This is a genomic window from Eikenella sp. HMSC071B05 (assembly GCF_001811325.1).
GTDB classification, from domain to species: domain Bacteria; phylum Pseudomonadota; class Gammaproteobacteria; order Burkholderiales; family Neisseriaceae; genus Eikenella; species Eikenella corrodens.
In genome coordinates, this window is sequence record NZ_KV804547.1 from 117785 (window position 1) to 131303 (window position 13519).

Sequence of the window (13519 nt, forward strand, 5' to 3'; positions counted from 1 at the left end):
AGTAAATGATTGCTGCAACTATATGAAGGGAGAGATAAGTGGGAGATGTAGGAGTAGGTAGTTTAGGTATTTGGCTAAAAAAAGCCGCCTGAATAATCCAGGCGGCTTTGTGACCACGATAGCTTTAGAGCTTTAGAAAATCTCACGCCAAGAGATACGGCGGATGAGGGATTCGTCAAAGTTGTTGATCGGTACGTCAATAGTTCCGGTATCACCAGCCAAGATGTTACGGATACTATTATTGCCACCAACGTTGGCTTCCCTAGAAGTACCTACCGGAGCAATGATCCCGCCTACTTCCAGCATACCACCTAACTCGTCGTTGCCATCAAAACGACCATCTTTGTTGGTATCAAAAGCTGGTAAATTGTATTGACCGCCATTTTGCAAGCTTACGGCAATCAGCGCAGTCGCACCGTTTACCGAGCATACGTTGCCGGTCGGAGTAGTGCGGACAGCCGTAAAGGTAGCCACTTTATTACGACGGATTGCCGGTTGAGCCACAATAGCCTGACCTTTGAGTAGACTCAGACGCCAGCCTTTATGATGGCTTTGGATAGCGTTCTGGGACACTTGATAAATCTTCTGTGTCAGGGTTTTATTGCTGGAGTAGATGGCATCCACTTCTTTGCCATTATCAGTAAAGCTCTGTCCTAGCAAATCTGCATCGGTGATCGGACCCTGTTCAGCAAAGAGGCCTAGAGCATAGTTCTGCACACCTGGTGAAATATCTGCTAGTGAGAAGTATTGGCCGGTACCAGCGACTACATACAGATGACCACCAGTTTGAGTGATGACAGGAGCTGCGGTAATTGGTGCACCTGTGCCACTAGGGGTGTACAAGGGCTGATTGCCATAAGCTTTTTCCCATAATCCGTTGGTTTTGTTGTAATCTACGCGCCACATTTTGCCGCTCAGATCACCAACAAATACGGCTTCGGGCATCTTGTCTCCATCACGGTCGTATATAGCCGGTTCGCCCACGCCATCTTGGCCCAAAGGCACTTTCCAGTAGTTGGTATTCAGCTGCCAGTTGCCAGTATTGTCTGCGCGCAGAATATACAGGTAGCCATTGCTGGAGCCGCTATTTACGCCACTGCTGAAGATCACGATCGGATTGCCGTCTTTATCTTTGGCAATGGAGGGTTTGCCAACAGTGAGGCCAAGGTCGGAATCATCAGCATTGGAGAATTCCCACATTACGTTATGGGCACCGGGGTTGCTCAAATCAGTTACATCTAGAGCATACACCGAAGCACCACCACGACCGGCAGTACCCACCACAATAGATTTTGCAGTAGTACCGAAGCAAACTTCATCTGTAACCGGGGTACCGTCGTTCAGATATTGATGAACCGGCTGGGAATGCGATGGTACAGGCAAAGATAAGTTATACAGTTTCGGTAGCGCTGTGGAGGGGATATAGCCCATCACTTCCTGACCGTCTTGGTTCAGAACATGCAGTACGCCGGCATTAGATGCAGTTACATAGAAGTTTTTACGAACCATGATGTTGCTGTCGGCATAATTACAGCCTGCAGGTTTATTGTGCGGAGGCAAAATAGGCTGTACACCAGAGTTAATAATGGTGCCTAGCAGGCCATTTTCGCGTTTACGCCAAGCAGTACCTTCTAAGCTTGGGTCGCCCAGAGTATATTGCACCAAGCTAGCAGCAGAAGCACCGGCATTCAGTGCAGTGCTGAATTGTGCTACGTTGCCTGGGGTAAAGGCGGTAGTAGTGCCATTGGAGGCCTCGGTAAATAGCTTACGAGCAGACCAGCCCGACGCGGTATGGAAAGCTTCCATTTTGGTTGAAGCACGCCATGCCGGAGTAAAGGTTAAACCGTTGCCTTGAGCACCAATGCGTTGGGCGATAACATCACCGGAGAGCTTGTCTACGTTATAAGAAGACTGCAAACCCAAAGTTTTATTGGCACCGACATCTACGACAGAGTTTTGGTGTTCGGTTACGCCCACAAATGCTTGAGACGGATCATTGTATTCATTCGCTTTTTGGAATGCATCCTCCAAAGCCTTAGTCATATTTTCTGGGCTATTACCCAAGGCGAAGTTTTTCGGCATACCATCAGGGAACAATACCGGCGAGCTGCTGACTCCTAGAGTATCAGCAGTCCAGCTTTCACGGGATTGATTTGGCATAGTAATACCGGGTTTATAATCGAAACCACCGTATTTGGCTGCCCAGTAATATGTATTACCGAGCGAGGCCGGGTTATCTTTCTCAAAACGACCAAAACCTGTTTCCAATACGTCGATGGTGAAGGTATTAATGTATTGGTCACCTGGAATATCTTGACGGATGTCATGCGTTCTGCCCCAATAAGCCAATGCAACTAAGCCGGCAGGAGAATAATCCGTTCCTTCCTTAACAGGTCGGCCTGCATATGAACCGCGAGATTTATCCCATGAGTCACCATCAAGGCCTTTAAATTTTTCCTGATCTAAGATGTCTCTTAGAAGCTTTTCAGTCTGGATCTCAGGGTCATCTTTTACCCCGCTATTCGGGCTGAAGTTGGGCAAGTCTTTCTCATCATGGGTAAAGGTATCACCAATCAGAATCATGGTGTTAGAGCGGCACTGTGCTTCATCCCGAGAAGCCAAGCCGCGTGTGAGCGGGTCATCCCAATCGTAAATCATTGGGAAACCATCGGCTGTAGTCGGGTTGATACCATATTTGCGCTGAGTCTGCTCATAATATACGGGCATTCCTTTATTGCGCAAATAACGCTGAGCGGTATAGAACAGCTCGGCTGAGGTATCAAGGCCTTTATAGTTGCCGGCATCACCAAATTTATTGATATAGTTGATGGCGCCGCTATTTGATACATTGGTTTTGCGGGCATCGTCGTCGTCTGGGTTTACAGCCAGTACACCTGTTCTTTCATCCCACTCTTGACCGTAAGTGATGCCGTTTTCGCGTTGTGTACGATCCAAATATTTCATACGGGTACGCAAAACACCACCACTCACATCGTTCGTATAGTTCAACTGATAGCTGAATACAGCAAAACGAGCAGGGCGGCTATCCGGCCCCTCACCACGACCATATTTCTGCATCAGGCCTTCTGGCTTGTACAGACTGCCGTATTGCCGACAGTTTGATGCCAAGCTAGACGTGCCCAATGTGCCGGGGTCACAGGCCTTTACTACCACCGGTAACCAAGCATTCGTTAAGTTTGCTTTACCTTGAGAGGCATTGTATGCTGTTTGTACAATTGGTTGGGTAGCTCCTGGTGCAATACGGGGATTAATTTGGCTGCGGTCTTGATACATCAGGGCGCCATCGCGATTCATGCGCACCGGCGTAACATAGAAGCTCTCATTCACAAAGAAAATCTTGCTGGGTCGACCGATTTTCTCGCTGGCAGCCACTAGCCCTTCATTCAAAGAAGCTTTGCCAGGAATAGGGGAGGCGTAGTAGCGGAAACCCAACGCCCTGGGCAAACCGGGCACATCTGAGGTGGTTGCAAAAGAATCTACCATGCTAGAAGGGATAATCCTCTTCAGGAACATGAAGTCACGAACTGTCGGTGCAGTACCAATATCGATTGCCCTTAAGCGCAAACGGAAAGTTTGGCTACCGTTTTGTTGGCTGCGCGGGTTAACATAGGCGCGGCGCAAGAATGTACCTCTGTCCGCAATCGGCGCGGCGTCGGTTGTATCGCCGGCAGTATAGTTAGCCGCAGCGTTACCTACACCACGCGCCCTGTTACCACCGGTTAAGGAGTAGCGGAAAATATCAATGGCGGACATCGTGGCCCAGTTTAGGAAGTTGCCGCTATACTCATCGGTAGTGCCACTACACAGGCCCACATTGCCGTCAGCATCGGTGGTGGCTTTCGAAGAAACCTCGAAATATCCATCATTGCTGCCATAGTTCTTGAATATATAACACTTGGTATTATCAAAATATCCCAAATAATATCGTTTCCAATGATTTTGCCATTGAGCCTGATTGGTACCAATCCTTAATGTTGGATACCCATCATATATAAAGTCGTTATTAGAGTAAGCGGCACCGGCTGTCGGGTGCTCTACGGATGGCGTCAGGGTGATGTTTGGGCCGTGGGCAATGGTAACGCCGGTAAGCGGTTTGTTGCTGATGCTCACCGTTGCCGCTTGCGCGGCACAGCTGATGCCAAAAATGGCAGCCGCCAGCATCGTCGGCCTAAAATGTTTTTGTATATTAGAGGTTTTCATTTTCGTCATTCCATGTTTAAGTAGACTGAGTAGCGCCTTCCCTGAATCAACAAACCCTATCAAAACATTGCAATAGACAAGGTTTACTTTACTCGGCAGTTTCTATTATAACCCGTTTCCATATAAAGAAAAATAAGGGTATATCCTTTAATAGCAAGCAATTTTACTGCCATCTACTAGATGAGGGTGCGTAAAATTAGGCAATTTCTTCCTCTTTGTGCTCGGTTGCTATTGTTTGATTGGGGTTCTCTGCTAAGTTTGTTAGTATCTCGCTCAGGTTGCTTAATTTCATTGATGTTTATCAATATATTATTGCTCTTGGATGGTTGTTTGCCGCAGATTATATTGACAATTTACGGCAAAATCTGTGCTTGGTGCGCTGATGTGTAAGAGATGTATTTTGGATCATTTGGAAATTGCCTGCCGTTGTTTGTCAGAAAAAGCGGGTAGAGAGACAGTAAAAAGGCTACCTGAAACGGTTTGACCGGTTTCAGGTAGCCTACATTTTGGTTGCTATGTGGCGCTGGGCTCAAGCTGTACCGATCGGGCGGCAGGCGATCATGTAGTTGACGTCTGTTCGCTGGCAGAGGCGGTAGCGGCGGGTGAGGGGGTTGTAGGTGAGGCCGCTGGTGGCGGTGATGGTTAGGCCGGCTTGGCGGCAGAGGCGGGCAAGATCGGCGGGGTTGATGAAGCGCTGCCAGTCGTGGGTGCCTTTGGCTACGAGGCCGAGCAGGTATTCGGCGGCGATGATGGCTTGGGCGTAGGATTTGGCGGTGCGGCTGAGAGTGGAGAAAAAGAGGCTGCCGCCGGGCTTGACCAGTTTGGCGCAGGCGGCAATCACGGAGGCGGGGTCGGGCACGTGTTCCAGCATTTCCATGCAGGTAACCACGTCGTAGGCGGCGGGCTGCTCGGCGGCGAGCGCTTCCACGCTGATGCAGCGGTAGTGCAGGTTGGCCAGGCCTTGTTGTTCGGCATGGGCTTGGGCTACCTGAAGGGATTTTTCGGCCATGTCGATGCCGGTGGCTTGCGCGGCTTCGCGGGCAAGGGCTTCGCTGAGGATGCCGCCGCCGCAGCCCACGTCGAGTACGTTTTTGCCGGCCAGCCCGCCGCTGTGTTCGCGGATGAAGCCTAGCCGCAGCGGGTTGATTTCATGCAGGGACTTAAATTCGCCCTCGGGATTCCACCATTGGGCGGCTAGGCGGCTGAATTTGTCGATTTCGGCGGCATCGACATTTGGGGCGCTGGTGTTCATGTTTTCTCCAAAAAGGGGTTTCAGGTAGCCTCAATTTAAGCGTGAGGCTACCTGAAAAATGCAGCGGCAAAAGGCTTAGCGGCGGCCGCTGTTGTAGCGTTGCAAGCTGCGCTGCACGGGGGTTTTGATGGCGGCGCAGTATTGTTGCTGGGATTTACCTGCGGTTTGGCTGTCAAGAAAGGTGCGAACTTCGGCTTCGTTCAGTAGGCTTTCGCAGTTGGCTTGTTCGAACTGTTGCTGAGCGGCGTTAAAGGCGTTTTTGTAGCGTTCGTCTTGGGCTGCAGCGGGCTCGCAGGCAGAGACGTGGATGACGATTTGGAAGCCGTCTTTCAGATAGCCCAGGCATTGTTGTTTGCTGGCTTGGGCAGGTGCGGCTTGGGCAAGGGCGGGGAGAAGGGCGGCAGTAAGGAGGGCCAGGGTGCGGAGTTTCATTGGAGGAATTCCTTGTATGTGGCTGGGAAGAGGGGCTACCTGAAAATTGCTTTTCGGTTTTTCAGGTAGCCTGTGGGTTATTTGACGTTGCGGTAGCGGTGGGCAATGCCTGGCAGTTCGTCTTTGACGGCGGGGCAGAACAGGCGGCTGGTCTGACCGAGTCGCTGGAGTTCAAGATTGATGGCGGCTTGGGCTTCGTCTTCACTGACGATGTCTAGGCAGCTGTCGTGCTCGAATTGAATCTGGGTGTTTTTGAAGGCGGTTTGGTAGCGCTCGCTGGTGGCGGAATCGGGACGGCAGGCTTCGGTAAAGGCGGAGAGGTTGTTGCCATCGACAACGTAGCGCAGGCATTGGGCTTTTGCGGCGGCGTGTTCGGCAGCTTGGGCGTTGTCTTGCGGGCTGTTGTCTTGTGGCTCGGGGCTAGGCTGCGGGCGCTCTTGGGTGTGGGCGGGTTGTTCGTTATCTTGCTGGCGGGCTGGCCGGCTGTGCCGGATTGGGGGGTGGGCGGCGTTGTGTCCGGTATCGCGCTGCTGGCGGGCGTTGGAGCGGGTGTTGGCAGGTTTGGTTTCCTGTTGTTGGCGTGAGTGTGCACGGCCGTTGGCGGACCGGTTGTTGTCGTGCTCCCTGCTTTGGCTGTTGCGACCGCGGGCTGGTTTGGCATCCTGCTGCTGGCGCGAGTTGGCGCGGCCGTTGGCCGGTTTGTTGCTGTCTTGGGTTCTGTTTTGACTATTGCGGCCGCGCTGGGGTTTGTTGTCTTGCTGTTTGGAAGATGAATTCCTGCCGGAGGAGGCGTGCTCTTGTGGCTTGCTCTGCGCGGGTTTGGATTGGGATGCGCGGCCGGATGAGGGTCTGGCGGGGGCGGCGATGGCGAGTGCGGGCAGGATGGTGGCGAGGACGGCTAGGGTTTTGAGTTTCATGGGGTCTCCTTGGGTTTGTGCTTTCGGGCTGCCTTGGTTTGGCGGGCTGCATTGGTTTCCTGTTGTTTGAATTGCGGTGCGAAGGCTACCTGAAAGCGTGGATTTGGGCAACGGGTGTGCTAAGCCGGCCGGCTGCGGAAATCTTTTGGTTTGGCTGAGGCTTTGTGAGAATTCGGCTTCCTTCATGCGGGTATTCTGTGCCTATTTATAGTGGATCGAAATAAGAATGGGGCAAGGCGGCGAGCCGCAGATGGTACGAGCAGTATAGTAGGGTCAACACAGTAGCACTCTTATTTTTTAATCTACTAATATGATAGCTTTGCTGGATGTGGTTTCTTAGGCGGTATATATGCGGTGGGTGGTTTTATTGCAGCTGGATATTGAGGGAAGGCTACCTGAAAAATTTCAGGTAGCCTTTATTGTGCTACAGGTACGGTTTATTTGGCACCGTCTGCATCGCCGAATTGTGCTTCTGCTTTGTCAACCGTGGGCTTGATGGCGGCGCAGTATTGCTCGTTGCTGAGGTTTCTGCCGCCCAAGCGGTTGATTTCAGCCATCATGGCGTTGCGGACATCGGCTTCGCTCAATATGTTCTGGCAGCCGTGGTTTTGGAAAAGGGAGCTGGCGTTGCCAACTTCGGGGGCTTGCGCGGCTTCTTCCCGGCTGTTGCCTTTGCATGTTACGTTGTAGGTAATCATGTGGGCACGTGCGGTGGCGATGTCTAGGCACATGGCTTTTTGCGACTGCTGGGGGCGGCGGTTTGCCCGGCCGTGCGGTGCGGCCAGGGCAAAGATGGGCAGGATGGCAGCGGTGAGGAAGGCTAAAATATGGGGTTTCATGGTGTTTTCCTTATGTTGGGAGAGTTGTTAGAAATCTCAAACAGCTTTGATGATGTTTATCGGATGCGGTATTGCGGTGCATAGTATTCGGCGGCAGTTTTCAGTTCAGGGCACATCTCTTGTGGAAATTCTTTGATGGTTTCAACGGCAGTCTCAATTGGAAATGCAATGATGGTTCGATCGTCTTCGGAGATAAGCTGATTGCATTGCTGCTCTCGAGAGCGGCGGTCAGCAATGTCGGCAAGTGCGTTGTAGTGAGCAGCAGTGTTTCGGTTGAGACCGCAGTACCGTGCATAGAAAGACATGGAAAGGGCAGCACGGATATGATTGCCGCACTGCCGTTTGAGAGTTTGCTCGGCAGACGGTGTGGTTTGCGGCTTGGATTGGGGTTCGGCAGGAACAGGAGAGGATAGAAGAATAAGGGATAGTAGTGCGGCAGCTTTGGATTTCATAAATTACCTTATTATACTGTGATTTAGGTAAGGATATAGATTGTTGGCTGATAGCCGATGAGAAACATCCAATTATAACGGCAGACTCCTGAAAACGTAACCTCCCCTTTCGGGCAGCCTATGCCAGGGTTACCGCTGCCACAACACAAACGCCTCGTGTTTCTCGCGCGGGCGGTTGGCGCTGGCGAGTTCGGCGGCATCGGGCACGGCTTCATGGCGCAGGGTGGCGACGAAGCGGCAGTTTTCGCCTAAGGGGTAGCGGCCGTATTCCTGCCAGGCATGGCGCACCACGGCGTGCTGCGCGGAAACGCAGGCATCGGCCGGCAGCTCGGCTTCCAGCCGCTGCACCACGGGGCGGTAGCTTTTGGCTGCATCCAGCCAGGGCAGGAACAGGGTGAGGATGAGCGACCAGCACAGCGTAAGCCCGGCCGCCCAGTTGGTAACCGCCTGTCGGCCGCGCACGTATTTGCGCGTAATCGCCAAGAGCCACACCGGCGTGAACAATACGGCCACGATAACCGGGAAGTAATCGATATCCCGCTGATAATACGGGCTGAAATAAGCCGCGCGCTCGGCCAGCTTGGCCGGCCAGCCGAAGTTCATGGCGAAAAAGCCGAGCCACACAAACATCGCCAGCGAGCCGAACGTCATGATGCCGAACCAGTTGAAAAACGCCGCCGCGCCGCGCCGCAGCTGGTCGGCTTGCGCTGCTGCCGCCAACACCAACGGCGGCAACAGCAGCATTAAATTGTCTTCTGCGTGCTGTGGCGAAGCGGCCAGCATCAGGCCGAACACCGCCAGCCAAATCAGGCACAGGCTGTTCCAGCCATGACGCGGCAGGCGGCGCTGGCGGTAGAGCGTCCACAAGGCCAGCGGCCAGGCCGGGAAGGCAAACCACAGCAGGTTTTTCAGATAATAAGCGGCGGAAAAACCGAAATCCAAGCGGGCAAAGCCGCCGAACGGCGCGAGCGCGTGATACCGCCACCATTGCAGGAAGGCCTCGTGCGACAAACCATTGAGCACCAGCGGCCACACAAACAGCAAAGGCAGCGTCAGCCCTGCTGCCGCCAGAAGCGTGAGCCAGAAGCGTTTGTTGTGCCAATGCGAATCCAGCAGCAACAGCGCCGTGGTGAGCATCACGCCCAACAGCGGCAGCAGGCTACCTGAAAGCGACAATACCGTCCAACCCAAAAGCGTGAGCACAATCGCCTTCACGGTTTTCTGCCGCGCCATCGCCAGCGCGTAGAAACTCAGGCTCAAGCCGCACAGGGTAACGATTTGCCCGCCGATGAAGTGGCTCATCATCAGCAGGCCCGGGCAGCCGATCAGCACCAACACCGCCGTGCGCCCGTTGCGCCGACCCAAAAGCATCCGCCCCGCGCCGCCCATGGCCGCGAGCGATACCGCCGCGAGCAAGGCATTCACCATGCGCACCGCCTCATACGGCGGCAAATGGCCGAACAGTTTCAAAAACAGCAGGGAAAGCCACATATACAGCGGCGGCACATCCCAAAACAGTGCCCCGCTATCCTGCGGCAGCCACCATTGCCCGCTCTCCGCGGCCTGACGGATGACCGCATACACCAAGGGTTCGTCTTGCCACAAATCATGCGCAAACACGCCCGGCCACAGCCAGACAAAAGCCAGCAGCAGCAAGAGCCAGGGCCGCTCGTAAGTGGGCGGGGCGGGGCGTTGCTCGGGCGGAACGTAGGTTAGCATGGGATGTTTGGCGGGAAATTCAAATTGGGCGCTATTGTATAGCAAAGTGCGGGGCGGAGGTGGATAGGTGGGAGGCTACCTGAAAATGGAGCGGCTGCGAAATGGGAATATGGCAAGGCAGGATGGTGCTGTGCCGCCGTTTGGCGTGGCTGTTTGCCGGCTTTCAGGTAGCCTGCCGGGTTCAGTTGGCGCGGCGCAGGTAGGTGGCGAAGCGGGGCGTGCCTTTGGTGGTGAAGCCGCGGTATTTGTAGGTGATGCGGCTGCCGATTGGCGGCGGGTTGCGGCGGTCGGCGTCTTTGAAGCCCGAGCCGATGCGGAATTCGCCGGTTTCGTTGCGGCAGGACACGGCGCCGAGCAGGCCGGCGTTGCGGCCCTTGCCTTCGTGATGGGCGGTAACGGTGCATTCCGCGTCGTGCGCGCTTTTGAGCTTGAGCAGATTGTCGCTGCGGCCGCCTTGGTAGGGAGTATTGGGGTTGCGCAGCATCACGCCTTCGCCGCCTTGGGCTTCGATTTGGCGCAGGAATTGTTGGGCATGGGCGGCATCGCGCACGGGGGTTTGCGGGATGACGGCGATTTTGGCCTGTGGGTGGGCGGCAAGGTGGCGCTGCACGAGGGCGAGGCGCTGATACAGGTTGCCCGGGGCTTGCGGCGCGTCAAAAACGTGCAGCTTGATACCGCTCCAATCGCCGTTGGCGCTGCGGACGGCGGCGGAAATCTGCTCGAATGCGCCGCGCCGGCTGTAGAGCTCGCCGTCGAGCGGATAGGGCGGGAAATCGCGGGTGAAACCGGCGGGCGGGGAGAAGGGGTGGCCTTGGCGGCTGATGAGTTTGCGCCCGTCCCAATAGGCGCGTACGCCGTCGAGCTTTTCACTCATCGCCCAGCCGGCAATATTTTGACCGTTGTACTCTTTGGCCAAGATAAGGTTGGGCGCGGCGTACAGGGGAGGAGCGAACAGAAGGGCGGCGAGGGCGAGGAGGAGTGATTTCATGGCGGTTTTGTTTGGAGGGTGGAGGCTACCTGAAAGCGCGGTTTCAGCGCAATTTCTGCAAAAACGGATTAAACGCGATTTCCCACAAAAAGCCGTCGGGATCGGCGAGGTAGCCGCTGTAGCCGCCCCAGAACACTTTTTGCGGGGCTTTGATGATATTGATATTTTTCGCTGCGAACTCGGCAAACAGTGCGTCCACTTCGGCTTCACTGCCCACGTTGTGCGCCAAGGTAAAGCGTGGGAAGCCGCTGCTTTGTTCCGGTATTTGTGCGTCGTGCGCCAGGGTGGCTTTGCCAAACAGGGCGAGCAGCAGCGCGTTTCCGGCTTGGAAAAATGCAATATTTTCGTTGCTGTCGGCCGTTTCCTGCCAGCCGAATACCTCCCGATAAAAACGGCGCGATTCGGCAAGGTTGGCTACGCCGAGCGTAATGTAGTTGATATGTTGTTCCATCAGCTGTCCTTGATAGTCGGAAGAGGTGTTGAAAGGCTACCTGAAAAGCGATTCTGCATTTTCAGGTAGCCTTTGTCATGCCGCGCTTTAAGACGAAGCGAAGGCTTCAAACGGCACGGCGAGCAGGGGCTCGGCACCTTGGCGGATGCGTTCGGCGCAGGCGTGGGCTTGGGGCAGCACGTAGGCGAGGTAGGCGCGGGCGGTGTGCTGCTGGGCTTGGCAGAATGCGCTGCCGAAGCGTGCTTCTGCGTTGCGGGCGGCCAGGAAGTTTTGCGCCAGGGCGTCGGCGCCGAGGGTGAGGGAGATTTGCTCCAGATAGGCGGCAGCGTTTAGGGCGGTGGCGGCGGGGTTGGTTTCGTGCTGCTGCACGAGGAGGGCGGTGCTGCGTTCGGCCAATTCGAGGGCGCGTTGGAGCGGCTCGGCGGTGGCGGGCTCAACGGCAGCGAGCGCGTTGGCGGTTTGCTGGGCTTCGGCGAGCAGGGTGCGCACGAGGCTGCCTTTGTCGGACACGGTTTTGCGGGCGAGGTCGGCGGCCTGCACGCCGTTGGTGCCTTCGTAGATGGCGGTGATGCGCACGTCGCGCACGAGCTGGGCGATGCCGGTTTCTTCGATATAGCCTGCGCCGCCGAACACCTGCATGGCGAGGTTGGCGAGTACGGTGCCGTTGTCGCTGCACCAGGCCTTAACAATGGGGATGAGGTAGTCGAGCCGGCCTTTGGAGGCTTTTTTGACGACGGGGTCGGGGTGTTGGTGCGAGGCGTCGAGCGCGGCGGCGGCTTGGAGATACAGGGCGCGCTGGGCGGCGATGGTGGCTTTTTGCACCAGCAGCATGCGGGCAACGTCGGGGTGGTGGATGATGGTGAGCGGGGTGCCGTCGGGCGCGCTGCCTTGGATGCGCTCGTGGGCGTAGGCCAGTGCCTGCTGGTAGGCGGCTTCGGCCACGGCGTGGCCTTCGATGCCCACGCCTAGGCGGGCGTGGCTCATCATGGTGAACATATAAAGCAGGCCGCGCCCGGCTTTGCCGATGAGGTAGCCTTCAGCTTCGTCGAACTGCATCACGCAGGTGGGGCTAGCGTGGATGCCCATTTTATGTTCGATGGCGGTGGCAGACACGCCGTTTCTCTCGCCGATGCTGCCGTCGGGCTTGATTTTGTATTTGGGCACGATAAACAGGGAAAGGCTTTTAATGCCGGAAGTGGTGCCGGGCAGGCGGGCAAGCACGAGGTGGATGATGTTTTCGGTCAGCTCGTGTTCGCCCCAGGTGATGAAGGTTTTCTGGCCGCTGATGCGGTAGCTGCCGTCTTCCTGCGGCACGGCTTTGGTGGCCACTTGGGAGAGGTCGGTGCCGGCCTGCGGCTCGGAGAGGTTCATGGTGCCGCTCCAAATGCCTTGGCTCATTTTAGGCAGGAAGGTTTGTTTCTGCTCTTCGGAGCCGTGTTTGGCAATGGTTTCCACCGCGCCCACGGTGAGCATGGGCAACAGCGAGAGGGCGAGGTTGCCGCAGTAGTACATTTCTTCGCACGCGGCGGAAATCACGGCAGGCAGGCCTTGGCCGCCGTATTCGGTCGGGGCGCGCAGGCCGGGCCAGCCGGCTTCGCAGAAGGCTTGGTAGGCGGCGGCGAGATCGGGATGGGTGATGACTTTGCCGTTTTCCAAACGCGCGCCGTGCAAATCGCCGGTGCGGCCGGTGGGCAGGAAGACTTCTTCGCTGAACTTGGCCGCTTCTTCGATGATGGCGGTGGCGGTGTCTTCGTCCAGGCCGCTTTCGGCATACCATTGGGCGATTTCGGCCAGGTTGCCGTGGGTTTGTAGGGCGAATAAGAGTTCGTTTACGGGGGCGCGGTAGGACATGGAAGGCTCCTTTGTAGTAGAAGGGACGATACGGGCTAGCATAGCAAATCCGCAGGGGCTTGGGTATGGCGGCGGCGGGCTGGCTTGATACGTAGCAAAAAAGGCTACCTGAAACTTTCAGGTAGCCTTGGACAGGGTGTCGGGTGCGGGAATCCGGCTTATGGTTTTTCAGGTAGCCTAAGGTGGGGTGTAGGGTGCGTGCCTGTGGCACGCACGCCGTTGCCCGTTATTCCCAAGCCGCGTGCGTGCGTTCCGCACACACCCTACACCTTGGAAATAAGCAGGCTACCTGAAATCTATTTTTCAGGTAGCCTGTTGATAAGGCAGAGTGCAGGTTGGGTTAGTAAACCCAACCTGCACTCTTGTTTGTTGGGTTACGCCTGCGGCTAACCCAACC

At 55.6% G+C, this 13519-nt stretch carries 10 protein-coding genes; all 10 read right to left on the bottom strand.

The genetic code is table 11. The features are described from left to right. Positions 1 to 132 precede the first annotated feature (132 nt). A complete protein-coding gene (locus HMPREF2796_RS04555) occupies positions 133 to 4221 on the bottom strand; it encodes a pilus assembly protein (protein ID WP_070631324.1) in 4089 nt (1362 codons plus the stop codon). Between the two features lie 529 nt (positions 4222 to 4750). Continuing rightward, positions 4751 to 5473, bottom strand: a complete 723-nt coding sequence (gene ubiG / locus HMPREF2796_RS04560) for a bifunctional 2-polyprenyl-6-hydroxyphenol methylase/3-demethylubiquinol 3-O-methyltransferase UbiG (RefSeq protein ID WP_070631326.1) — start codon at positions 5471 to 5473, stop codon at positions 4751 to 4753. A gap of 75 nt (positions 5474 to 5548) precedes the next feature. Next, the gene (locus HMPREF2796_RS04565; protein ID WP_070631328.1) at positions 5549 to 5905 is read right to left on the bottom strand and encodes a hypothetical protein; all 357 of its coding nucleotides are present in this window, start codon (positions 5903 to 5905) and stop codon (positions 5549 to 5551) included. Positions 5906 to 5982: 77 nt separating this feature from the next. Continuing rightward, positions 5983 to 6822, bottom strand: a complete 840-nt coding sequence (locus tag HMPREF2796_RS04570) for a hypothetical protein (RefSeq protein ID WP_141749152.1) — start codon at positions 6820 to 6822, stop codon at positions 5983 to 5985. A 437-nt stretch (positions 6823 to 7259) separates the two neighbouring features. Continuing rightward, positions 7260 to 7661 (bottom strand): hypothetical protein, encoded by a 402-nt coding sequence (locus HMPREF2796_RS04575; protein WP_070631331.1) that lies wholly within the window; start codon positions 7659 to 7661, stop codon positions 7260 to 7262. 56 nt (positions 7662 to 7717) lie between these two features. Then, on the bottom strand, positions 7718 to 8113 hold the full coding sequence (locus HMPREF2796_RS04580) for a hypothetical protein (RefSeq protein WP_064088980.1): 396 nt from the start codon (positions 8111 to 8113) through the stop codon (positions 7718 to 7720). A 129-nt stretch (positions 8114 to 8242) separates the two neighbouring features. Further along, positions 8243 to 9832 carry an ArnT family glycosyltransferase gene (locus HMPREF2796_RS04585; protein WP_070631414.1) on the bottom strand — a complete coding sequence of 530 codons (1590 nt, stop codon included), beginning with the start codon at positions 9830 to 9832 and terminating at the stop codon, positions 8243 to 8245. Positions 9833 to 10013: 181 nt separating this feature from the next. Beyond that, a complete protein-coding gene (locus HMPREF2796_RS04590) occupies positions 10014 to 10820 on the bottom strand; it encodes a DNA ligase (protein WP_070631333.1) in 807 nt (268 codons plus the stop codon). Between the two features lie 43 nt (positions 10821 to 10863). Beyond that, the gene (locus HMPREF2796_RS04595; RefSeq protein ID WP_070631335.1) at positions 10864 to 11271 is read right to left on the bottom strand and encodes a VOC family protein; all 408 of its coding nucleotides are present in this window, start codon (positions 11269 to 11271) and stop codon (positions 10864 to 10866) included. 87 nt (positions 11272 to 11358) lie between these two features. Next, entirely contained in the window at positions 11359 to 13122 is a 1764-nt protein-coding gene (locus HMPREF2796_RS04600; RefSeq protein WP_070631337.1) for an acyl-CoA dehydrogenase family protein, read from the bottom strand. Positions 13123 to 13519: the final 397 nt, after the last annotated feature.